The organism is Pandoraea sp. XY-2, from assembly GCF_004193915.1.
Taxonomy (GTDB): Bacteria; Pseudomonadota; Gammaproteobacteria; order Burkholderiales; family Burkholderiaceae; genus Pandoraea; species Pandoraea cepalis.
This window is the reverse complement of the sequence record NZ_CP030849.1, coordinates 1-25554: the sequence shown is the minus strand read 5'-3', so window position 1 is coordinate 25554 and position 25554 is coordinate 1. Positions and strand designations below refer to the sequence as shown.

Genomic DNA, 25554 nt, shown 5'->3' with positions numbered 1-25554 from the left:
TCATGGAAATCGCAACCGAGAAGCAGAACCAGACCTATCGCACCCGTCCAGAGCCGGGGCAACTGGTCGGGGTCAGGCGACGCCAATGGGTCGTTGCCGAAGTCGTCTCATCAAAACTGACATCGCTGTCTGCACAGCAGAATGCCGTCACTCTCTCCTCTATTGATGAGGACGGGCTGGGTGAAGAGCTCGAAGTCATCTGGGAGATCGAGCCCGGTGCGCAAGTCATCGAACGCGCGGGCCTGCCTTCGATTACCGGCCAGGATGACTCCGACACTCTCGAGGCGTTTCTCGATGCAGTGCGCTGGGGTGCCGCCACCAACGCGGACAGAGGCTTTCTGCAAGCGCCGTTTCGCAGTGGCGTCAGCATCGAGGACTTCCAGCTCGATCCCTTGGTGCGCGCCATCGACATGGCCCGCGTCAATCTGCTCATCGCCGACGACGTCGGCTTGGGTAAGACCATCGAGGCTGGCCTCGTCATCCAGGAGATGTTGCTGCGGCACCGTGCCCGCACCATCCTGATCGTCTGCCCCGCTTCTCTGCAGGAGAAGTGGCGTGTCGAGATGCTGGAAAAATTCGGCCTTGATTTCAGGGTCGTCGACACGGCCTACATCAAGCAGTTGCGTCGAGAGCGCGGCATCCACGCCAATCCGTGGACTTCGCATCCGCGCCTGATCGCCTCCATGGACTGGGTCAAGAGCGGCGAAGGACTGCGTGCCATGCGCGACGTTCTGCCAGCGCACACCAGCTATCCACGCAAATTCGACATGCTCGTCGTCGACGAAGCGCACAACATCGCTCCCGCTGCCGGTGCGAACTACGCGCTGGAAAGCCAGCGGACGCGCTTCATTCGCTCCATCAGCCCGCATTTCCAGCATCGCCTGTTCCTCACCGCAACCCCGCACAACGGCTACACGGAATCCTTCACCTCTCTGCTTGAGTTGCTGGACGACCAACGCTTCGCCAGAAACATCCTGCCCGATGAAAAGCAGTTGAGTCAGGTGATGATCCGTCGCCTCAAGAGCGACCTGGTCGATGCGGGAGGCAAGCCGCTCTATGCGCAGCGCAAGCTGCAAGCATTGCTCGCCTCGTACTCCGCACAAGAGCGCGCCATTCACCAGAAGCTGAACGACTATTGTGCGAGCCGGGAACTGGACGCAGAGAAAGCAGGCAATGCTTTCGGCACGTCGTTCGTCAACCAACTGCTCAAGAAACGGCTCTTTTCCTCTCCTGCCGCCTTCGCGTCCACCCTCGAGAAGCATATTGCCAGTCTGGCCAATGGCCACCAGCGCAAGGACAAGGACGCAATGGCGGACCGCATCTTGCGCAAAGCCATCCAGCGGGTCGATGAAGACTACGCCAACGACCAGGAGGTCGAAAACGCCCAGTCCGAGGCCGTCGAAGAGGCTTCACGACGTGCGCAACCGCTGACGGCAGACCAGCAACAAATGCTGAACGAACTGCGGTTGTGGGCACAGACTGCCAAGAACCAGGTCGACGCCAAAGCCAAGGCTGTCCTCGACTGGCTCAGGACCAACCTCAAGACCGAGGGGCAGTGGAATGATCGTCGGGTCATCTTGTTCACCGAATACCGCACCACGCACCAGTGGATGCACGAGATCCTGGCCAGCCACGACTTCGGTGGCGATCGACTGGCCATCCTTCACGGTGGCATGGCGCAGGACGAGCGCGAGAAAGTCAAAGCGGCCTTCCAGACCTCGCCCAAGGATTCAGCGGTGCGCATCCTGCTGGCCACCGATGCCGCATCCGAAGGTATCGACTTGCAGAACCACTGTAATTGCCTCATCCATCTGGAGATCCCTTACAACCCCAATGTGATGGAGCAGCGCAACGGCCGTATCGACCGGCATGGTCAGCGCCAGAAGGAAGTGTTGATCTGGCATCCCGTCGATGGCGGCGAACATGGCAAGGCAACCATTGGCGGCCACGGCGATGACATCATCCGGGCACTGCGCAAGCTCGAATCCATGCGGGCGGACATGGGCAGCGTCAATCCGGTCATCGCGCCACAGATGTCGGGGCTGATCGAAGGCTCGCTCAAAGACCTCGACACCCACCTTGCTGAAGCCAAGATCGCCAAGGCCAGACGCTTCGTGCGCGCCGAGCGCGAACTCAAAGACCGCGTCGCCAAGCTGCACGAACGGCTGCTGACCACGCAGCAGGACTTTCATCTCACGCCAGAGCACATCCTCATGGCGGTCAAGACGGGCCTCAAGTTGGCAGGCCGCCCGCCGCTCGAACCCTTTGCCTTGGCCGATGCTCCGGCGGGCACCGTATTCAAGATGCCCGCACTGTCGGGCTCGTGGACGCGCTGCCTCGAAGGCTTACGTCACCCCCACACCCTGCAGATTCGACCCATCACATTCGATCACGCCGTCGCCACCGGTCGTGACGACGTGGTGCTGGTTCACCTCAACCACCGATTGGTGCAGATGTGCCTGCGCTTGCTGCGCGCCGAGGTCTGGGCACAAGACGACGTGAAGAAGCTGCATCGCGTCACCGTGCGTTCGGTGCCGGACGCACTGATCGACGGCCCTGCCGTGGTCGTCATTTCGCGGCTGGTCGTCACTGGCGGCAACCATCATCGCCTTCACGAAGAACTGACCGTGGCCGGAGGTTATCTGGGCGACAAATCGTTCCGGCGAGAGGACAGCGTCACCAAAGTCCAGCAATGGCTGGATCAGGCCAAGCCACTGACGGCTACAGACTCTCTGTTCGATGCCATCCGTGTGCGCTTTGATCGCGCGCAGAGCGCCATCCTGCAATCGGTCGATGCCCGTTCGAAAGACCGACTCAAGTTCCTGACCAACACCCTTCAGTCCCGCAAGCAGCAGGAAGTGGCCGACATCGGCACAGTGCTTGATGAACTGGAAAAAGCCATTCAAGCCGAGCTGAAAAAAGATCAGCAACCGGCGCAGCTCTCCCTGTTCTCGGAAGACGAGCGAACACAGCTCAGGCGCGACACCGCCGCACTGGAAGCACGTCTTGCCCGCATTCCAGCCGAGCGCCAGCAGGAGGCCGAGGCCATCGAAACCCGTTACGCCAAACTCAATGACCGTACCTTCCCGGTCGCTGTCATCTTTCTCGTGCCTGAATCGGCAGCTCAGGGAGGTGCCGCATGAGTACGATCAGCGTGCATGATGATTGGCTGTCGCTGATCGAGATATCCGGCCCTTTCCTCGCCGTTCCCGTTCTGAAGGAAGCCTTTCCGCAAGGACTGGAAGAACTCAATGGCATCAAGCGCAAACGCCTTCGCCAAGCCTATGAGGAATGGCGTGAAGCGCTGGAGTTGGAAGACGCGCAGTTCGCCGAGTTACACGCGGCCTGGATCGACGAAGTGCTGTCGCGAGGTCTCGAACTCGATGAAGACGGCAAAGGCGACGTTCTCAAGCGCACTGATTGGTGTGCCGCCAACCTTCAAGCCAGCTTGCCCGAACACGGCGTGACGCTGTCGCCTGAACTTGCTGTGATTGATGAGCAACGTGCCAACAAACCGCTGCTGCTGATCCAGACCTATGCGCAGGATGTCGATCTCGATGCCACCCTGAAGCAAAACGGCTGGGCCGCCACACCTGCCGATCGCATGGTCGCGCTGTGCCGCGCGCTGGGCTGCCGCCTCGGCTTGGTGAGCAATGGCGAACGCTGGATGCTGGTGGATGCTCCGATCGGCGCGGTCACCACCTTTGCCAGTTGGTATGCCCGCATCTGGAGCCAGGAGCCCATCACCCTACAGGCCTTCGTGCATCTGCTCGGCATTCGTCGTTTCTTTGTCGATGAATCCGAACAACTGCCCGCATTGTTCGATCGCTCACTGAAATTCCAGGATGAAGTCACCGATGCCCTCGGCGAGCAAGTACGCCGCGCCGTCGAAGTATTGATTCAGACCCTCGACAAAGCCGACCAGGACCGCAATCGAGAGCTCCTGCACGACGTCAACGAACCCGAGCTGTATGAGGCCGCGCTGACGGTGATGATGCGCTTGGTGTTCCTGCTCTCCGCCGAAGAGCGTGGTCTGCTCCTGATGGGCGACGAACGCTACGAGACCAACTACGCGCTCTCCACCTTGCGCATGCAGTTGCGCAAAGAATCCGAGGAAATTCTCGAGCGCCGCTGGGACGCCTGGTCACGTCTGTTGGCGATCTTCCGCGCCGTGTTCGGCGGCATCGAACACGAGAATCTGCGTCTCCCTGCGCTGGGCGGATCACTGTTCGATCCGGATCGTTTCCCTTTCCTCGAAGGTCGTGCCAAGGGCTCGAGTTGGCGTACTGATGCGGCCACACCGCTGCCCATCGACAACCGCACCGTGCTGTTGTTGCTGGAGGCTATCCAGCAATTCCAGGGCCGCACGCTGTCCTACCGCGCACTGGATGTCGAACAGATCGGCTACGTATACGAGGGTCTGCTCGAACGCACCGTCAAACGCACCGATGAAGTCACGCTGGAACTGGATGCCACCAAGAGCGCCAAGACGCCGTGGATCAAACTGGCCGAGCTGGATTCGGCACGCTTGGATGGTGCCGCGCGATTGGCTGAGTTACTGCAAGAGCGCTCCGGCAGTTCTGTCAGCCGGGTGCGCAATGATCTGGCCAAACCCGTCGACGACACCTTGGCCGATCGCCTGCTGACTGCTTGCCAAGGCGACACCAAACTCCGCGATCGGGTCAAACCCTATGCTCATCTGCTGCGCACCGACCCGTGGGGCTACCCGCTGGTCTATCCCGCTGGCGCTTTCATCGTCACCACCGGCTCCGACCGGCGTGAAACCGGCACGCACTACACCCCCAAGTCCCTGACCGAAGCGATCGTCGCCGAGACTCTCACGCCGGTGGCCTATGTCGGCCCGGCAGATGGAACACCGCGCGATCGATGGGCGCTGAAATCGCCCGCCGAACTGCTCGACCTCAAGATCTGCGATCCAGCCATGGGCTCGGGCGCATTCCTGGTGCAGGCCTGCCGCTGGTTGTCTGATCGTGTCGTTGAGTCATGGGCGCTGGTCGAAGCCGCGGGCAAGGCCGTAAGCGTGGACGGTGAAGTTCTGGATGTCGGACCGGCCAAGGAACCTCTGCCCCGTGAAAGCGAAGCCCGCACCGTAATTGCGCGCCGTCTCATTGCCGAGCGTTGCCTGTACGGCGTCGATTTGAACCCGCTGGCCGTCGAGCTCGCCAAGCTCTCGATCTGGCTGGTCACGCTGGCCAAGGGGCGTCCCTTTGGTTTTCTTGATCACAACCTCCGCTGCGGCGACAGCTTGTTGGGCATCCACCGGCTGGATCAGCTCACCGAACTTTCAATGACACCCGGCGGCAAAGGGCAGCAGCGTCTGTTTGGCAAGAACATCGAAAAGGCTGTTCACGAAGCGATCGGACTGCGCCAGCGACTGCGCGAGATGCCGATACGGGACATTCACGATGTCGAGACCATGGCGCAATTGGATGCTGATGCGCGAAAGAAGCTCGAAGTTCCGGAAGCAATTGCCAATGCGTTTATTGGAGAGGTTTTGGCTTCGGGCGGCTTGGAAAGCTCATTGGATAACGCAATTGCGTCTCTAACTATTAAGGCAGATCGCGCCGTTAATGGCGCCCAAGATGCCTATGCGTCAATCATTCAACGTATGGGTACAACTCTTTCGGCCAATTCGACCCAAAACAAGTCACGGCGTGAGCCTTTCCACTGGCCGCTGGTTTTCCCGGAAGTGTTTTTGGCCGGCGGATTTTCTGCGGTCCTCGGAAATCCACCTTATATGGCGGGTAGATTAATTTCGGGAAAAATGGAAGGTTTGTACTTAACGTACCTTTCTACACTTATCGGAGAAAATCCAGGACAAGCAGACCTATGCACCCATTTCTTAAGGCGTGCATTTACGATCACTAGAGAAAAGGGGGTGTTAGGGCTGCTCACCACGAATACTATATCTCAAGGTGATTCGAGCCGCGTTGGTCTTCAGAGGATTATTGAGGCGGGGGGGACGTTGATTCTTGCACTCGCCTCAATGCGCTGGCCCGGGAAGGCCGCAGTTGTTGTTAGTTATTTTGCTATTTGCAGGGGTGAGTATCTTGGCAGGAAATTTCTTGACGGTCAGCCGGCAAAGAGTATTGATCATCAGCTCAAAGACGCTCTGCCACTTGCCTGGGAACGAAAAATACTCGAAGAGAATATTGGGCTTGCTTCAAAAGGATTTGACATTGGGGGAGATGGATTTCTTCTCTCGGATCAGGAGCGCCATGAAATCATCGTGCGGTCACCACACGAAGCTGCATTAATCCATCCTCACCTGAATGGCAAAGAGCTTTATAGCTTTCCGGATCTGCAACCCAAAAGGTTCATCATCTCATTTCTGGATTGGCCCGTTACGAGAGCTCAGCTATACCCTGTGTGCTTGGATAGGATTGAGAGAAAAGTAAAGCCGTACCGAGATACGGTTAATCGAAAATCCACGAGAGAAAAATGGTGGATTTTCAATGAGGATCGGCCGACTTTAAGAGCGGCGCTACAGCGCTTGCCACATGTTATTGCGAAAGTTTTGACTAGCAATACGTGGGCGTTTGCACGGCTTCCTAGTAGCTATTCTTTCGATCAAGCATTAATAGTGTTTTTCTTCGACTCATACGCGCATTTTTCGCTTCTTCAGTCGACGGTTCATGAGGTATGGGCAAAATGGAATCCGTCAACAATGAAAACAGACGCGCGCTATACGATTGCAGAGTGTTTTTCGACATTCCCAATGCCTGCGCAACTAGCGGACAACGAAGGTCTAAAGAACGCTGGGGATGCCTATGACCTACAGCGTAGTCGTGTGATGGCTATGACTAACGAAGGGCTGACCAAAATATATTCTCGATTTCATAATCCGTCAGACAATGATCCTGAAATATGCAAGCTTCGCGAGTTGCATGCCAAAATAGACAATGAAGTGGCGTTGGCTTATGGCTGGAGCTTGGATCTTGAACATGGATTTCACGAAGCGTCGTATCTCACCCAGAAAGGGCAGGTGCGTTTCACCATCTCAGAGAATGCTCGCTTTAAAGTACTGGGCAACCTCTTGGAAATCAATCGAGAACGCTTTAATGCAATATCAGCTGCTGGAGGCGGTGCAAGCGCTACTACAAAGCCAAAACGTGTTCGTCATAAGGAGACTGTCTCTCAGAAATCCCTCCCCGGATTGTTCACTGAGAAAACACAATGACCGCGCTCTCCGCCGATCGCCCCAGTTCAAACCCGCAAGACGATCTGTTCGGGCACGCTCCGTTCGCTGAAAGCCTTGCCAATAGCATTTGTCGATATCCGGGCAATGATGGCTTGGTGCTGGCTCTCTATGGCCCATGGGGCTCGGGAAAATCCACGGTGCTGAGTTACGTGCGGCACTTCTTGGAACAGCGCCCGGAAACCGAGCAGCCTGCCATCGTGACATTCAATCCGTGGTGGTTCTCTGGGCAGGAAAACTTGGCTCGAGCTTTTCTGGGCCAGATGCAAGCCGTACTACCTGCCAAGAACGCGAAGTTCAAGAATCTGGGCGATCTGCTCGGTGATTTTGCCGAAGGGGTCGGTGGCCTGATCGACCTGAGCGGCATGACCGGTGGTGCCGGCAGCAAGATCGGCAAGTTGATCGGCATGATCACCAAGCGCAAACCGAAAGATGTTCCTGCGCTCAAATCAGAGATCAGCAAGATCCTGCGGGATGCACAAACTCGGATTTTGGTCATCATCGATGACATTGATCGGCTGACGCCCGAAGAAACTCGTCAGCTATTCACCGTTATCAAGGCGTTGGCCGACTTTCCCAACGTCGTCTACTTGCTCGCCTTCGATCGCGAGGTCGCTGCACAGGCCATCGAACAGCAGAGTGGCATGCCGGGCGAGCGCTATCTGGAGAAGATCATTCAGGTGCCGTTCGAGTTGCCACCCGTTGATCGTGTGGCGTTGCGGGCAGCCTTGTTCAAGCGTCTCGACGAGATTCTTGGTGACACCTCAGACGGCCTGTTCGACCAATCCTATTGGACGAATGCCTTCCACGAAGGCATCGATCCGCTGATTCAGGTTCCGCGTGATGTCGTCCGTTTCACGAACACCTTGGCAGTGACCTATCCGGCGGTACGCGGCGAAGTGAACCCTGTGGACTTCATCGCGCTTGAGGCGCTTCGCGTCTTCCTGCCCAGTCTGTACGACGTCATCCGCACGAACCAGGACAAGTTTTCTGGCCACAGCCGAGACAACCGGTACGACGGTGATCAAAGAGCGATTGCAGCCTTCCATGAGCAATGGGTGCAAGCACTGCCGGAGTCGCTGCGTTCGAGCACGAAGGCACTGCTTGAACGCATCTTTCCGAAAATTGGGCAAATGGGCTACGGGACCGACTGGTTGGCGCAATGGCGGAGAGGTCTTCGCGCATGCCACCCCGACGCATTCCCCACGTACTTCCGCATGACCGTTCCTCCTGGCACTGTCCGCCGCAGCGAAATGCTGGTCCTTTTGAGCTTGGCGGAAACGCCAGCCGCATTGGGCGACACACTGGTTCAAGCCACGAACGTGAAGCGTCCTGATGGCCTGTCGAAAGCAAGGGCTTTGCTTGAACGGCTGATGGATCATGTCGCAGAGGACATCCCCGATGCACACATCCCGGTGTTTATCGGTGTGCTCTTTGATATCGGCGACTCGCTCGTACTGGACAGTGATGAACGCGGTTCCTTCGATTTTGGCAACGAATCACGCGTCACACGCGTGGTGTATCACCTTCTCAAACGCGTCGACCGAACGCAACGGCATGCCCTGCTCAAGTCCGCGATAGCCCAAGGTCGTGCCCTCGGAGTGCAGCGCTATCTGATCGCAGCATTGTTCGATGAGGCCAAGAAGGAGGCCGAGAGCGGCGAAGAGGCACTCGTTGATGCCAGCACTCTTGATGACTTGAAAGCCTGCTGGCTCGACGGCTTGAAAACCAAACTCAGTCAGAACGAACTGCTGGCACATTTAAAACTTGCCCGCCTTCTGGCTGCATGGTGCCTATGGGGCGACCCTGTCGAAGCCAAAACATGGTGTGAAGCGGCAACTTCATCAAATGATGGTCTCTTGGCATTCCTGCCGAAGTTCTGCTCGCACACACGATCGCAGACGATGGGGGATTGGGCCGTGCGCCTTCAACCACGATTGAATCCGACTTGGTTGGAACGGTACGTGGATACCACGGCCTGCGCACAGCGCTTGATGGCCCTGCAGCAGGCGGGTTCCGTTCCGGACTCGGCACGCGAATCCGTCGATCAGTTCCTGAAAGAGTTCGAGATGCTCAAGGCCGGGAAGAATCCTGATGGCGTCGGCGCGTTTGATGAATAGGTGGAGCAAATGACTGACATATACAAAATGACGGTTGATCTGAATGTACTCGACCATCTTGGGATCAACCTCTACAGCAACATCGCCGCCGTTCTGACAGAGGCTGTTGCGAACGCGTGGGATGCCGATGCCGAGACGGTCGACATCAAGATTGACCCCGACGGTAGCTGGATCGAGATCATAGATGATGGCATCGGCATGTCGGTCGATGACATGAATGGCAAGTATCTTCGGGTCGGTTACAGACGGCGTGACGAGGATGTCGAGCATGGCAAGACTACTGCGAAGGGCCGACCTGTTATGGGCCGCAAAGGTCTCGGCAAACTATCTCTGTTTTCGATTGCCAATGTCATTGAGGTCGAGTCCGCCAAAAATGGGGCGGCACACGGCCTTCGTATGACCGTGGAAGGTATCCACGAATCCGTGCAGAAGAAGGAGCCGTTTTATAGCCCCGAATCCCTGCCTGCTGACAAGATCGGAGTCACCAAGGGCACGCGCATCGTTTTGCATGACATCAAACGACAGCGGCTCGGGCGTGGCGTGCTTGCGTTGCGCAAGCGTCTGGCTCGTCGTTTCTCAGTGATCGGCGAAGTCCATGGGTTCAAGATCGACCTCGACGGTCGCCCCATCACCTCCGCCGATCGCGGCGACTTGCCCATGGTGCAGTTTCTCTGGCAGCTCGGCGATGACCCCCTTGACCTGACTCCCGCCACACAACTCTTGGAACAGGAATCGTTGCCGAATCGATTCGATACCTGGGATACAGGCTGGAAGGTCAGCGGCTGGATTGGTACTGCGCGATTCCCCAAACAACTGGACAGTGAGGATGCTGGCAATCTGAACGGCATCGTCGTGTTCGCTCGTGGCCGCCTGTTTCACGAGAACATCCTCGACAGGCTGAACGATGGGCGGCTCTACACGAAGTACCTCACTGGGCAGATCGAGGCTGATTTCCTCGATGCGGACGATGCGCCTGACATTGCGACCAGCGATAGACAGCGCGTTCAGGAGGATGACCCACGATATGGGCAGCTGATCGCATTCCTGAAGTCACGCCTGACGCAGGTCGAAAAACGCTGGACAGAATGGCGCAAAAAGCACGAAGTCGAAAAGGCGAAAGAAACCTCTCCCGCCCTTGCTGAGTGGCTCGACACGTTGCCAGAGGGATACAAGAAAAGCGCGGAGACGCTGATCGCCAAACTGAGCGCGCTGCCGGTTGATGAAGAAGAGGATCGAAAACTCATGTATCGGCATGGCATCCTGGCGTTCGAGCGCATGAAGCTTCGTGGCTCGACTGAGGAATTCGTGACGAGCATTGAGAGTGCGGACAGACTATTGGCCGTTCTCGCCGACAGGGACTCTCTCGAAGCTTCCCTCTACCGGGACATCGTCAAATCTCGTTTGGATGCGATCCGGGATTTCCAGGCCATCATTGATGAGGACGCAAAGGAGCGGGTGCTCCAGAAGTATCTGTTCGATCATCTCTGGCTACTAGACCCGGCTTGGGAGCGTGCTACAGGCAGCCCGATCATGGAGTCACGCCTCACAACGGAAGGCGTGCTGATCGAGGACATGACTGAGAAGGAGCGCCTGGGCCGCGTGGACATTGCCTATCGCACAAATGCTGGCAAACACGTCATCGTCGAACTCAAGAAAGTCGGCCGCAAGATGGGATTGCGCGAGCTGGTCGAGCAAGGTCAAACCTATGTCGACAAACTGACGAAAATTCTGCGTGAGCAGAACCAGACCAGCCCCGATATTGAGGTGATCTTCGTCATTGGCAAGACCGTCGATGAAGAGGCGTCGAACCCAGACCGCCTCAAATCATCAATGACGTCGATATCGCCGGGCAGCCGCATCGTTCATTACGACACCCTGATTCGCGGTGCCCAAGAGGCTTATTCGGCATACATCGAAAAAAGCAAGTCACTCGACAAGCTCGAAAAGATCGTGGACAGGATTTGAGGTGGCCAACGTATGACAAAAACACCCAATGCATGGATCGCCATCGATCATGGCCTCGTTGCAGACCTCACTCTTGCACCTTATACGTTGCGACTGAAAGGTGAGCATTCGCTGTATCAAGCCATCGCGGATGACGATTGGGTCTTGATCCTAAATGCCGCCGGTCACATCACACGAGTCGGGCGAGTGCTGCGAATCCGTTCCGATCTGGAGACCAGCACGATCTACTTCGACCGCATCCTGTTGGTCGATCCGGCGGTTTCGATTGGTACTACTTCGCTCACCCCGCCTTCGTCCGGCAGCGTTGGCCGCATTCAATGGACGGATTTCCTTGAGTCGCTCCCCAAGGCGTTGCACAAGACGATCGCCGAAGTGCCGATCATCGAGGATCAGGCCTACATTCGCGAACTGCTGCAGCTGGCAGTGGTGGACGACCTGCTGGGCCCCGCTGGTGGCCCCCGCGAACGGATCGTCGACATGGGTGTGCGGGATCGCTACTTGGTTGGCAAGCTGGCCCCTCGTGAGGCCGCACAGGGCGGCATCGAGGGGCTGGACGGGCCACTGGCCAATGACGACGCCGAAGAGCCCACGGAGACCAAGGCTCCCGGACGTCACGAACCGGGGGCGGAATTTGGAACGGCCACCGGGCGTGTAGAGCCGGAATCGGATTCGGCTGACGAAATCGATGCCGCCAGCAACCAGTCTCTGGTGCCCAGCAGTTTGGGCATGACTTTCTGCGTCGATGGTGACGCCGACCGGATAGAGATTGAAGCGCACTGGGGCCGGTACGAGCGTGTACTGAATGATGAGCATGAACTGCTCAAGTCCAACGGGCAGAAGGCCAAGGTGTGGCAGCGTATTCCTTGTGGCGGCAAGATCGTGCTGCCGCTGACCGAAGGCGTGATTCCACATCAGGCACCCGACAACGAGTTTCCCGAGGTGCGCGTGCAGGGTTCCATCCGGCCCAAGAATGCCAATGGCGATCGGCTGGTCACCTTGTTTCTGGTGAACGCACAGGAAGAGCCGGATACCAACCGCGATACGGCATGGGTGTTTCAGCCCGAGCTGATCGTTCGATCGGAGAAGGGAGCCGCCAAGCGCGCCATCTTCCGGCGCAGGCCGGTGCTGGACGCCGACGGTATGGACCCCGAACGCGAAGCACTGGAGATGATCTACCGCAACCGCGTCGAATTCGCCGTCGGACATGGCGTTGCCATCCACGCCGAAACCGCAGACGACGTGACGCTTGCCACCCAGGTGCGTACCACGGTGATGCCGCAGTACGAGGTGCAGGTGACGGAGACGCCGGGCCTCGATCCATCCGATCGCCCGGCGATGCGCCAGATGGTCAGCAGTGGCCTGCTTGATATGCAGCGGCTGGCGACCTTGGACATCGACCCACTGGTCGACGCCTTGAGCCTGCTGACGAAGGACTACTCCGCATGGATCGATGAACAGCGGGCTCGTGTCGGGGCAGAAGTGACCGGCTACGACACCCAGTCGCAACAAGCGATGGATCGTTGCCAGGAGATCCACACACGTCTGCAGCAGGGTATCGACACGCTGAAAGCCGATGAGAAAGCGCTGGCTGCCTTTCGCTTCGCCAACCGTGCGATGGCGACGCAACGCGTGCGTAGCCAATACGCACTGGCCATGCGCCGGGGTGAGGATGTCACCCTCGACAAGTTCGATGTGTTGAAGAACCGCAGCTGGCGTCCGTTCCAACTGGCGTTTCTGTTGCTCTCGATCCCGTCTCTGGCAGACCCGAGTCACCCGGATCGCGTCCAGCCCGTCGAGGCATATGCTGATCTGCTGTGGTTCCCCACCGGTGGCGGCAAGACTGAGGCCTATCTGGGCGTGGCCACCTTCACCATGGCCATTCGGCGCATGCAGGGCAATCTCGGCGGCTACGACAGCTCTCGCGGTTTGGCTGTGATCATGCGTTACACGCTCCGTCTGCTGACGCTGCAACAGTTCCAGCGTGCCACGGCGCTGATCTGCGCGATGGAAGTGCTGCGGCGCGAGGCGCTGGAAAAAGGCGATAAATCCCTCGGCACGGAACCCTTCACCATCGGCTTGTGGGTTGGCAATAAGGTGACGCCGGGTACGACCGAGGATAGCCACCGTGCCATTGAGGATGTACGCAACCCCGGCAAATACAACGCCGGAGCAGCATCACCCGCGCAGCTCACTAGTTGCCCGTGGTGTGGCTCGGAAGTGGCCCCTGGGCGCGACGTCGAGGTCGACAAAGGCACTGGCCGTACCTTCGTCTACTGTGGTGAAAAGAAAGGCCGCTGCGATTTTTCCAAGGGCAAATCCAGCAAGCAGCCACACCCGGGGATTCCGGTACTGGTTGTGGACGAAGAGATCTACCACCGCCCACCCACGATGATGATCGCCACCGTGGACAAGTTCGCCATGATGGCGTGGCGTGGTCAGGTGCGCACACTGTTTGGTCGCGTGGGCCAGGAATGCGAGCGCCACGGCTTGCTTTGGCAAGGTGCCGATTGCAATGGCAATCACCAAGCGGGCAAGGGCTTCCCTTCATCCAAGGTGAAGGTCATCAGCCCCATCCGCCCGCCTGACCTGATCATTCAGGACGAGTTCCACCTGATCAGTGGGCCGCTGGGCACCATGGTGGGCTTGTATGAGACCGCCGTGGATGAACTGTGCGGCTGGACGCTCGATGGCAAGACGGTCAAACCGAAGATCATTGCCTCCACGGCAACGGTGCGCAAAGCCAAGGAGCAAGTGAACAACGTCTTCATGCGTCGTGTGTCGGTGTTCCCACCGCATGGTCTTGACGTGGAAGACAACTTCTTCTCGGTGCAACGTCCGATCGAAGAAAAACCGGGCGGCGTTACCTTGGCGTGTGCTCGCCCGGTAGCTCTCGCCCCGCGATGCTGATCCGCGTCTATACTGCGTTCCTGACAGCAGCACAGGAGCTGTTCGACCACTTTGGCGAGCCTGCTGACCCGTACATGACCATGGTCGGCTACTTCAACTCCCTGCGTGAATTGGGCGGCATGAAGCGGCTGGCAGAGGACGACGTGCAGACACGTTCCTACCGCGTGCAGATGAGCATGGTGGATCGTCCCGCGCTGGCACAACGCAGCATCAGCAACATTCGCGAGCTGACGTCGCGGGTATCGAGTCAGGATATTCCCAAGTACCTCGACAACCTGGAGGTCAAATTCAAGTCCGAGTTCGACACTGCCACCGGAAAGTATGTGACCCGCTGGCAGGAAGGTGACACACGCGCCATCGATGTGGTGCTGGCAACGAACATGCTGTCAGTGGGTGTCGACGTGAATCGACTCGGCCTGATGGCTGTAAACGGGCAGCCCAAGGGAACCGCCGAATACATTCAGGCCACCAGCCGTGTCGGGCGCTCCTTCCCCGGCTTGGTCTGCACGGTGCTGACGTGGGCCAGACCACGCGACCTGTCGCATTACGAGACCTTCGAGCACTACCACGCCACGTTCTACAAGCATGTAGAGGCGCAATCGGTAACGCCATTCTCGCCACGCGCGATGGATCGTGGTCTGACGGGCTCGCTGTTGAGCCTGATGCGTCTGGAGAACGACGAATTCAGCCCGAACGAAGGCGCTGGCCAACTGAGCATGTCCAATCAGGCCGAAATCGTCGATGCCATCAAGGTCTTGGCGACACGCGCAGGCAATGTCGCTGAAGACAACTCGCGCAAGCTGTTGGCTGAGACTGAGCTGAAAGAGCGCGCCGACGAATGGGCGAAAGAAGTCAGCAAGGGTGGACGGATCTTGGCCTACGAGAAGCGCGGCCCCGAAAAAGACAAGACCGTTGCATTGATCAAGTCTCCAGGACTTCAAGCCTGGGACAACTGGACCGTGCCGATGTCGATGCGAGAGGTCGAGCCCGGCGTACGTCTGATCATGAATACGAGCCATATCACGGACGATCACGATTGGAAGCCTCGTCCCGCAACGAAGGATGAGGATTGAACATGGTCATCAACAACAAAACGCCAGTCGGCGAAGTACGCCCCAGTCAATTGCTGTGGACTTATGGCCCCGGTGCGCTGATCGACCTGCCCAGCCTGTCAGTCGTGACGCTTGGCATCGACCGATGGGAAAAGGATCGCTGCCAACCGATTCAAGAGGCACGGCTGCTCGCTGCCGTTCGAAAGGTTCTGGGGGCGCAGGTCGAGAATCTGCGGATGCCTCCATTCCAGAAAAGCGAACTCGTCGATGTCTGGTCTGCCGAGGCCAACATCGGCGTTTCTGTTCGGCCATTCCCGCGCTGGATGCGCTGTGTGAAGTGCGGCCTGCTGTCGCCCTTTGATGCCGGTCTGTTCGAGATCAAGGAGAACCGCTTCAGGCCGGAGCGAACCCGCTTCGTTCACAAAGGCTGCCGTGGTTCTAAAGGCGACCAACCAGCCAAGGATGCGGATGCCGTTCCCGCACGTTTCCTGCTGGCCTGCCGCGACGGTCACCTCGACGACTTCCCTTGGCACTACTTCGTCCATGGCGGCAACAGCTCGTGCAAGGGCACGCTGCGCTTCTTTGAGAGCGGTGCATCGCTGCAAACCGAAAACCTGTGGGTGAAGTGTGATGCCTGTGGGGCATCCAGAAGTATGGCGCACGCCTTTGGAAAGGCCGGGAAAGAGAATCTGCCCGGTTGCCGAGGGCGTCACCCACATCTCGATCACTTCGATAACAAATGTGATGAAGAGGCTCGCGCCGTTCTGCTGGGTGCCACGAACAGCTGGTTCCCCATCACGCTCTCGGCGCTCGCGATTCCTCAGGCCAACGACCCGCTCAGTCAGCTGATCCAGGATGGCTGGGAGTTTTTCGAAGATCTCGACTCCGAAGCCGAAGTGTCGGTGACGGTGAAGACTTTGAAGAAGACTGGTGCGCTGCCAGGAATAGACAAGTATGCGGCGGCCTCGATCTGGTCGGCCATCGAGGCACATCGCTCCGGCGGCGAGCAGGATGTCGTGGGTGAGGCCGACATCAAAGGGCCCGAGTGGGATGTGCTGACGGAGGCCAACCCGCCCACGGACTACCCGCACTTCATGAGCAAGAAGGTCGGCACGCCACAGGGCCTCGGAGGCCATATCAGTCGAGTCTTGCTCCTCGAGCGTTTGCGCGAGGTGAATGCGCTGCTGGGTTTCACCCGGGTCGAGGCACCTGAAGAGTCTGGCGACCCCAATGAGCGTCCGCAGATGGCCAGCCTGTCACGCAGCAAGCCGGATTGGGTGCCAGCCAACCAGGTTCATGGTGAAGGAATCTTCATCCAGTTCGACGAAGCCGCGCTCGTCACGTGGGAGGCTCTGGATGGTGTGAAGAAGGTCGACCAGATGCTTCGTGGTGGTCACAAGGGGTGGCGCAATTCGCGTCATCTCGACCCGAACGAAGGCTACCCCGGCATTCGTTATGCGATGCTGCACACGCTGTCTCACTTACTGATTCGTGAGCTGGCGCTGGAGTGCGGGTACAACGCCGCGAGCATTCGTGAACGCATCTATGCCGATACGGCGGACGCTAGCCCGCAGGCAGGCATCCTCATCTACACGGCAGCAGCCGATTCGGATGGGACGCTAGGCGGCCTCGTTGATCTTGGCAAGCCAGAAAATCTTGGCCGCTTGCTGGAGCAAGCGTTAAATCGCTCGAAGATATGCTCCTCTGATCCTCTCTGTTCGGAACATGATCCAGAAAAGGATCGATCACTGCATGGTGCTGCCTGCCATGCGTGCAGTTTGGTAGCGGAGACCTCTTGTGAGCGAGGCAACCGCTATCTGGATCGATCGCTGCTCGTACCAACACTCGAACGCGCCGACGCTGCTTTCTTCAAGGGTTTCTGACATGGATGAACTCTTGGATGCCATTGCAGCCTTGGTCTCTCTGGTTTCGCCGGAAAAGGTACAGGCCGTTGCCGCTTGCGTTCGTCGAACCGAAGCCAGCAAGGCCGCAACCGCGTTGCCGAGTGTGGTGGGAACCCCTGTGGCCAGCACCGTAGTCGAGCAACTTGCGGCAGCCTGGCAAAATACCACGGTCGGTTCAGACCAACTGGCATCGATGCTTCTTGCTGCCAGCCACGTTTACACCAAAGCGGCATCTGAGCAATACACCGAACTCGTGTGGACTGGCCCGACAACGCCTTTCGTATCGGCTCGTCGAACAGAGCAGGCACTTCTGCAGGTCATCAATTCCGCTGAACAGTCCCTGTTCATCACCAGCTTCGTAGCCTACGACGTGTCGTCCATCGTCAAAGCATTGAATGCCGCCACTGAGCGCGGGGTGAGCATCACTATGTTGCTGGAGTCCTCGCAAGACCATGGCGGCAGCATCAACATCGACGTCATTGGCAAGATGCGAGGCTTGGTACCTGGCGCACAGCTCTATGCATGGCGCGACAAGACCGGTGATTTTGTGAATGGCCGTGTGCATGCCAAAGTCGCTGTCGCCGACAAGGCATCCTGTTTCATCACCAGCGCCAACCTCACTGGCCACGCGATGGAGAAGAACATGGAGGCTGGCGTGCTCATCTCGGGAGGGCGCATCCCCAGACTGCTGGACGACCACTTGCGATCCTTGGTCGACACGAAATTGATCGCCTCGGTTTGATTACGCTGCGTGTGAACCGCCCTCTGGGCTTGTATCGAAATAAGGAATCTTGAATGTCAGGCGAGTACGAAAAAGCCATTTCTATCGGCAAGGCAATCCAGAATATTGTCTCTCGCCGGTACCTGCTGCCCGCGATACAGCGAAAGTTCACATGGAGCACATCCCAGATTGAAGTGCTGTTCGACTCGATCATGCGTGGTTATCCCATCAACACATTCATGTTCTGGGAGGTAACCGATGCGGAGGTCAAAACCAACTTCCGTTTCTACCAATTTCTGGAAAAATACTGTGAACGTTTCGGCGAGAACAACCCTGACTTCGATACCAAGGGCCATGGAAACTTCCAGGCCGTCATCGATGGCCAGCAGCGACTGACTTCGCTGTACATCGGCCTGAAAGGCACCTACGCATACAGGCTGCCGCGCAAGTGGTGGCCAAAGACGCAGGATGATTCCATTCTGCCTCCGAGGCGGCTCTATCTGAATATCGCTGCCCCCTTGGACGAAGAGCGTAACGAGGAGATGATGTCCTTTGAGTTCTCCTTCCTAACAAAGCAAGAGCGAGATAGAGCCACCGACGACAAATGCTGGTTTCTTGTCGGCGATGTGCTGGACCTCGAAGAGGCGGAGACGGCAGATCAGGTACTGGACGTAGTCATGGCCCACCTGGAAAAGGTTGGCATGTCATCAAACGCGTATGCCAGAAAAACACTGACGCGGCTCTATTTCGCCGTTCGGCGCGACACCCTGATTCATTACTACAACGAGACCAGCCAAAAAATCGACCACGTCCTGGATATCTTTATTCGCACCAATCACGGTGGGACACCATTGTCATTTTCCGATTTGCTGATGTCGATTGCCATTGCGAACTGGAAGAAGGATGCGCGTCAGCAGATCGACGATCTGGTGGACAAGGTCAGGTTTGGCTCTGACATGGAGTTCTCAATTGATCGTGACTGGGTATTGAAGGCGGCACTGGCGTTGACGGATGCCGATATCCGCTTCAAGGTCGAAAACTTCGCCGGTGCGCAGGTCGCCCGAATCGAGAGTGAATGGGATGAGATCAGCGCCTGCATCTTGGAAACGTTTCGATTGATCCGGTCTTTTGGTCTGAACGATGCATCTCTCCGTGCAAAGAACGCAGCCATTCCCATTGCCTACTACCTGTATCACAAGGGTCGCGATGCCTCGACTGGTAAGAAGGGGGTGTTCTCAAGCATCAACAAGCAAGCGTTTCACGTTCAAGATCGGAAACTGATCCGACAGTGGTTGCACATGTCGCTGCTTAAGGGCGTTTTCGGCGGCCAAGGCGATGCACTGCTGACAAACTTGCGCAAGATTATCAAAGCCAATATGTCGGCAGAGTCGTTCCCACTGACGAAGATCATCGAAGACTACCGAGGGCATAGCAAGGATCTGCTTTTCGATGATGACTTCATCAGCCGATTGCTCAAAACCCAGAAAGATGATGCGTCGTGCTTTTCGATCTTGGCGTTGCTCATGCCGGATCTCGACTACACGCGAGCACTGCAGAAGGATCACATCCATCCAGCGGCATCTTTCAGCCCGGACAAGCTATCTCAGTGCGACTTTTTGAAAGGGAAAACAGAGGCGTTGGAGTTTTTTCTGAACCGCGAAAACTGGAACAGCATCGTCAACCTCCACCTCTTGGAGGAGTCCAGAAACAAGTCGAAGCAAGACCGGCCATTCGTTGATTGGTTCAAGGAGCAAGAGGGGCTCAGCCTTGACGGACTCCTGATCCCCGCAGACGCACCACTTGATTTTGCGTCGTTCCGAACCTTCGTTGAAAAACGATCCCAGCACCTGTCCAATATCTTTAAGGAACTGGGAAAATCAAGGCACTCTGTGGACGCGGATTCAACTCTGTGAATGTGGAAGTGAGTTGGCGGTCGGTGTCAGGCCAATAGCTAATGCCTGCTGCAATTGGGGGAACGAGTGAGATTCTGCCGCAACAGCTGAATTGTGCTCTTTGATGTAGCGTTTCACCACTAGCCAAAACAAAACCCCAACCGTTCTCGGCTGGGGTTTTTCCTTGTGATATCTAAATTTTTTGGGAAAAATCTAAACTCCAACGGGATCCTACACAATCAAACATCAATATTTCCAGCCCTCAACGCATTCGACTCAATAAACGCGCGACGCGGCTCAACATCATCCCCCATCAGCGTGGTGAAGATCCCGTCCGCGGCGATCGCGTCTTCGATCTGCACGCGCAGCAGGCGGCGGACGGTCGGGTCCATCGTGGTGTCCCACAGTTGCGCCGCGTTCATCTCGCCCAGGCCCTTGTAGCGCTGCTTCGAGACGTTGCGCTCCGCATCCGCCATCAGCCACTTCATCGCGGCCTTGAAGTTCGACACCGTCTGTGACTTCTCGCCACGTCGAATCGTCGCGCCGTCACCGATCAAGCCCTTGAACGTCTCCGCCGTCTTCTGCAACTGCGCATAGTCCGCCGTTTGCAGGAAGCCCTGGTCGATCACGCTCAGCTTCACGTTGCCATGATGACGACGTTCCACGCGCAATGACGCCACCGGCTCCGCATTCTCGACGTCTTCCATCACCGCCGTAATCGTGATCTCCGGTGCCAACGGATCGTCGCTCAGCGCCGCCTGCAACGCCGCAGCCGTGCGCTTCGCCGATTCCTCGTTGTCTAGCTGGATCTCCACGCCTTCCGTCACCGCCGTGAGCACCGACGCCTCGTAAATCCGGCTCAGACGATCGATCACGCCATCGGCCAACTGGTAGCTGCGCGTCAACTCGCCCAGCGCATCGCCAGCAATCGGCGCTGCCCCCGTCGACGGCGTCAGCTCGGCATTGTTCATCGCCAGCTTCAGCATGTACTGCGCCAGCTCGCCTTCGTCCTTGATGTAACGCTCGTCCTTGTTGTGCTTGACCTTGTACAGCGGCGGTTGTGCGATGTACACGTAACCACGCTCGATCAGCTCAGGCACCTGACGGTAGAAGAACGTCAGCAACAGCGTACGGATGTGCGCGCCGTCCACGTCAGCATCGGTCATGATGATGATGCGGTGATAACGCAGCTTGTCGATGTTGTAGTCGTCCTTGCCGATGCCGCAACCCAACGCGGTAATCAGCGTCACGATCTGCTCGCTCGAAATCAGCTTGTCGAATCGCGCCTTCTCAACGTTCAGCACCTTGCCGCGCAACGGCAGAATCGCCTGGAATTTACGGTCGCGCCCCTGCTTCGCCGATCCGCCCGCCGAGTCGCCCTCGACCACGTAGATCTCGCACAGCGCCGGATCCTTCTCCTGACAGTCCGCCAACTTGCCCGGCAGACCCACGCCGTCGAGCACGCCCTTGCGTCGCGTCATTTCACGCGCCTTGCGCGCCGCATCGCGCGCACGCGCCGCTTCAACGATCTTCGAGCAAATGATCTTCGCGTCGTTCGGCGTCTCTTGCAAGAACTCGTCGAGCGCCTTTGCCACGTACTCTTCCACCGGCGCACGCACTTCCGACGACACCAGCTTGTCCTTCGTCTGCGACGAGAACTTCGGCTCCGGCACCTTCACCGACAACACGCACGTCAGACCCTCGCGCATGTCGTCGCCAGTCGTCTCGACCTTGGCCTTCTTCGCCAGCTCGTTCTCGTCAATGTACTTGTTGATGACGCGCGTCATCGCCGCACGCAGACCGGTCAAGTGCGCGCCGCCGTCACGCTGCGGAATGTTGTTCGTGAAGCACAGCACCGTCTCGTTGTAGCTGTCGTTCCACTGCATTGCAACTTCCACGCCGATACCGTCGCGCTCGCCCGTCACGTGGAAGATCGTCGGATGCAGTACGGTCTTTGTCTTGTTGATGTACTCGACGAAACCCTTCACGCCACCGCCAAACGCGAAATCGTCTTCCTTGCCCGTGCGCAGATCCGTCAGGCGAATACGCACACCGTTGTTCAGGAAGGACAGCTCGCGCATACGCTTGGCGAGAATGTCGTAATGAAATTCGACCTTGCCGAAGATCGTTTCGTCCGCGAGGAAGTGAACCTCGGTGCCGCGCTTGTCGGTGTCGCCCAGCAGCTTCAGCGGCGACGTCTCAACGCCGTTGACCACCTCAAGCTCGCGGTTCTGCGGCACGCCCCGGTGGAACTCCATGAAGTGCTTCTTGCCGTCGCGACGCACGGTGAGCTTCAGGTACGTGGACAGCGCGTTCACGCACGACACGCCCACACCGTGCAGACCGCCCGACACCTTGTAGCTGTTCTGGTCGAACTTGCCGCCCGCGTGCAGTTCCGTCATCACGATTTCCGCCGCGCTGCGCTTCGGCTCGTGCTTGTCGTCGAACTTGATACCCGTGGGAATGCCGCGACCGTTGTCCGTCACGGAAATCGAATTGTCCGCGTGAATGATCACGTGGATGTCGTCGCAGTAACCGGCAAGCGCCTCGTCGATCGAGTTGTCCAGCACCTCGAATACCAGGTGATGCAGGCCCGTGCCGTCCGACGTGTCGCCAATGTACATGCCGGGACGCTTGCGCACAGCCTCCAGACCTTCAAGGATCTGGATGGAGGCTGCACCATAGCCGCTATCGGCCTGCTTTTGCTGTTCGCTCATGACAATCTTCCGGTTACTGCGTCATTAACTGACGAATTACTGCTTCATGACCTGCCCCCTCCGCGCGCCATTGGCGCCGCGAAGGCGGCTTATCCCGCAAAAGGATAATTCTCTAGAAACGCCAAAGGGGCGCTCGGCCCCTTCGCGCATGTGACGGCGCGTACGGCGGAATATCCGCTCAAATGCGCATCGGCATCACGACATACTTGAATTCGTCGTTGTCGGGCAAGGTGATCAACGCGCTCGAATTGGCGTCGCCCAGACTCACCTTCACCTGTTCGACCTTGAGGTTCGACAACACGTCGAGCAGGTACGTCACGTTAAAGCCGATATCCACCGACTCGCCCGTGAAATCGATCTCGATCTCTTCCTGCGCTTCTTCGTTTTCCGTGTTGTTCGCGCTGATCTTCAGCAAGTTGTCGCTGACCAGGAAACGCACACCCTTGAACTTGTCGGACGTGACGATGGCCGCGCGCTGCAACGAACGATGCAACTCTTCACGGCTGATGACGAAGCTCTTGTTATACCCTTTCGGGATCACGCGATTGAAATCGGGGAACTTGCCCTCGACCAGCTTCGACACCAATTCGACGTTCGCAAAGCAGAATTTGACCTGGCTCGGCGCCACGTCGATCTTCACCGGGTCGTCAATGTCCTCGAGCAAACGCTGCAACTCGAGAATCGTCTTGCGCGGGATGATGACTTCCTGACGCGCAAACTTTTCGCCGGCAATCGTCGTGTTGCAGTACGCGAGACGGTGGCCGTCCGTTGCGACCGCTTCGATCTTCTCACCCTCGACCACGAGCAGCATGCCGTTCAGGTAGTAACGGATGTCCTGCTGCGCCATCGCGAAGTGCACCATGCCCAGCAGTTGGCGGAACGCACGCTGCGGCAGCGAGAAGCTCGCGGCGTAGTCCTTGGCCTCGGCCACCGTCGGGAAATCTTCCGCCGCCAACGTCTGCAACTGGAAACGGCTCTTGCCCGCCTGCACCGTCAGACGCTTGTCCGAGAGCGACAGCGCCACTTCGGCGTCGGGCATGTTGCGCAGAATGTCGAGCAGCTTGCGCGCCGCCACGGTCGTCGCCACGTCATCGGCGCCGGCACCGCAGTCGGCGGTGGTCGTGATCTGCAACTCAAGGTCGGTCGACAGGAAGGAAATGTCCTGTCCGTGCTTGCGAATGAGCAAATTGGCCAGGATCGGCAACGTGTGGCGACGCTCGACGATGCCACTCACAATTTGCAGCGGCCGCAGCAGATTGTCTCGTTGAGTTTTGACCAATTGCATATTTATCCTTCGTAGTAACTGTTAACGGGTGCCAGTTTCTGCTGAAAACCCGAAGATTCCCTTATCGATCAAGTGCTTGCAGAAGGGATAACAGGGCGGAAAACGCTGTGGACGAACCGGGGACGCTTTGTGCGCCGACCCGCTATTGTGCCCGAAAACCCCAGTTTCCCCCAAACCGCCCCCGCTTATCCACAGGGATGCCGGCTACCCCGCCCGCCGCCCCGCGCATCCGCCCGGCTTTACCCCTTGAGCGTCTGCTCCAGCACGTGCAACTCATGATTGAGCTGCGCATCCTTGCCGCGCTCTTCTGCGATCTTGCGTACCGCGTGAAGCACCGTCGTGTGGTCGCGCCCGCCGAACAGCTCGCCGATTTCGGGCAGACTCTTCTGCGTCAGCTCCTTCGCCAGATACATGGCGATCTGCCGCGGCCGCGCAATATTGGCCGGGCGCTTTTTCGAATACATGTCCGCGACCTTGATATTGTAAAAATCGGCCACGGTCTTTTGGATGTTTTCGACAGAAATCTGACGATTCTGAACCGTCAGCAGATCTTTCAGCGCTTCCTTCGTCAGTTCGATGGTGATCTCGCGACCGTGGAACTTCGAGTAAGCCAGAATCTTGCGCAGCGCGCCTTCGAGCTCACGCACGTTCGAGCGCAGATGCTTGCCGACGAAGAACGCCACGTCCTCCGACAGCCCCACGCCCTCGACCTGCGCCTTCTTGATGAGAATGGCCACGCGCATTTCCAGCTCGGGCGGCTCGATGGCCACCGTCAACCCGGAATCGAAGCGCGAAATCAACCGATCGTCGATGCCGGTGATCTCCTTCGGATACGTGTCGCTCGTGATGATCACCTGCGCACGGTTCGCGATGAGCGCCTCGAAGGCATAGAAGAATTCTTCCTGCGTTCGGCTCTTGCCCGAGAAGAATTGAATATCGTCGATCAGCAGCAGATCGAGCGAGTGGTAATAGCGCTTGAATTCGTCGAATGCCTTGCGCTGGTAGGCCTTGACCACGTCGGACACGTACTGCTCGGCATGGATGTACCGGATGCGCGGATTCTGTTTCTCGGCCAGCAACTGGTTGCCGATGGCGTGGATCAAGTGGGTCTTACCCAGGCCAACGCCGCCGTAGAGGAACAACGGGTTGTACGACGTGCCGGGATTGTTCGCGACCTGGATCGCCGCGGCGCGCGCAAGCTGGTTCGACTTACCGGTCACGAAATTGTCGAAGGTCAGCACGGGATTGAGCTTCGAGCGCTCGTAGATCGACTCGACTTCCCCCAATTGCACCGGCTCTTGTGGCGTCACCCGCCAATTGCGGCGCACCGCGTCGGCTTCGCTCGCTTCCAGATCGGGGCGCTCACCGTCGAGCGACGCCGAATCGGCGCCACGACCGCCATTCGCGGCCGCCTGCGACGCAGCCACGGCCGGATTCGCACGCGCGCCGCCAGCAGGCGCCGGGGCGGGCGCTGCGCTCGGCGCAGGCGTGGGGGCGGGGGTCGACGACGGCACGCGCATGCCAGCCTTCGGATCGAGCACAAACGTTACTTCGATCGGCGCATTCCAGAAGTCCGACGCCATGCTCTGGATTCGCCCGGAGAACTGGCTCTTCACCCAATCGAGCTTGAATCGATTGGGTGCGCCGATCTTGAGCGTGCGCGCCTGTTCATCGAAGTCGAGCGGCGCCAGCGGTTTGATCCAGGTACGGAATTGCTGGGGCGTCAGCTCTTGTTCGAGACGTGTCGCGCAGTGTTGCCAGAAGTCATTCAT

The 25554-nt window shown here is 58.1% G+C and carries 12 protein-coding genes; 9 read left to right on the top strand and 3 right to left on the bottom strand.

Annotated elements, in window-relative coordinates; genetic code table 11:
- The first annotated feature begins 2 nt into the window (after positions 1–2).
- From drmD to DRB87_RS00020, 9 genes are read left to right on the top strand one after another with little or no spacing between them, the layout of a single operon-like run.
- Complete coding sequence (gene drmD / locus DRB87_RS00055; RefSeq protein ID WP_130024386.1) at positions 3–3143, top strand: DISARM system SNF2-like helicase DrmD; 3141 nt, start codon at positions 3–5, stop codon at positions 3141–3143.
- Positions 3140–7201, top strand: coding sequence for a type IIL restriction-modification enzyme MmeI (locus tag DRB87_RS23165; RefSeq protein ID WP_206100047.1), 4062 nt, complete (start codon positions 3140–3142; stop codon positions 7199–7201). Before drmD ends, DRB87_RS23165 begins: the two co-directional genes overlap by 4 nt.
- Positions 7198–9339 (top strand): P-loop NTPase fold protein, encoded by a 2142-nt coding sequence (locus DRB87_RS00045; RefSeq protein ID WP_130024385.1) that lies wholly within the window; start codon positions 7198–7200, stop codon positions 9337–9339. The genes DRB87_RS23165 and DRB87_RS00045 overlap by 4 nt, the downstream gene beginning before the upstream one ends.
- Positions 9340–9366: 27 nt before the next feature.
- Positions 9367–11304, top strand: coding sequence for an ATP-binding protein (locus tag DRB87_RS00040; protein ID WP_240756117.1), 1938 nt, complete (start codon positions 9367–9369; stop codon positions 11302–11304).
- Positions 11305–11316: 12 nt separating this feature from the next.
- Positions 11317–14211 carry a DISARM system helicase DrmA gene (gene drmA, locus DRB87_RS00035; RefSeq protein ID WP_240756116.1) on the top strand — a complete coding sequence of 965 codons (2895 nt, stop codon included), beginning with the start codon at positions 11317–11319 and terminating at the stop codon, positions 14209–14211.
- Positions 14205–15284, top strand: a complete 1080-nt coding sequence (locus DRB87_RS23325; protein WP_240756115.1) for a helicase-related protein — start codon at positions 14205–14207, stop codon at positions 15282–15284. The genes drmA and DRB87_RS23325 overlap by 7 nt, the downstream gene beginning before the upstream one ends.
- A gap of 2 nt (positions 15285–15286) precedes the next feature.
- Positions 15287–17146: a DUF1998 domain-containing protein gene (gene drmB, locus DRB87_RS00030; protein WP_130024383.1), complete on the top strand. Its 1860-nt coding sequence runs from the start codon at positions 15287–15289 to the stop codon at positions 17144–17146.
- 1 nt (position 17147) lies between these two features.
- Positions 17148–17909: a DISARM system phospholipase D-like protein DrmC gene (gene drmC, locus DRB87_RS00025; protein ID WP_130027629.1), complete on the top strand. Its 762-nt coding sequence runs from the start codon at positions 17148–17150 to the stop codon at positions 17907–17909.
- A gap of 53 nt (positions 17910–17962) precedes the next feature.
- Complete coding sequence (locus DRB87_RS00020; RefSeq protein ID WP_130024382.1) at positions 17963–19801, top strand: DUF262 domain-containing protein; 1839 nt, start codon at positions 17963–17965, stop codon at positions 19799–19801.
- Positions 19802–20019: 218 nt separating this feature from the next.
- On the opposite strand, the gene gyrB is transcribed toward DRB87_RS00020, so the two are convergent.
- The 3 genes from gyrB to dnaA all read right to left on the bottom strand — a co-directional run bounded on the left by gyrB (position 20020) and on the right by dnaA (position 25554).
- Positions 20020–22497: a DNA topoisomerase (ATP-hydrolyzing) subunit B gene (gyrB, locus tag DRB87_RS00015; RefSeq protein WP_130024381.1), complete on the bottom strand. Its 2478-nt coding sequence runs from the start codon at positions 22495–22497 to the stop codon at positions 20020–20022.
- A 178-nt stretch (positions 22498–22675) separates the two neighbouring features.
- Positions 22676–23782: a DNA polymerase III subunit beta gene (gene dnaN, locus DRB87_RS00010; RefSeq protein ID WP_017232945.1), complete on the bottom strand. Its 1107-nt coding sequence runs from the start codon at positions 23780–23782 to the stop codon at positions 22676–22678.
- Positions 23783–24021: 239 nt separating this feature from the next.
- A complete protein-coding gene (gene dnaA, locus DRB87_RS00005) occupies positions 24022–25554 on the bottom strand; it encodes a chromosomal replication initiator protein DnaA (protein ID WP_130024380.1) in 1533 nt (510 codons plus the stop codon).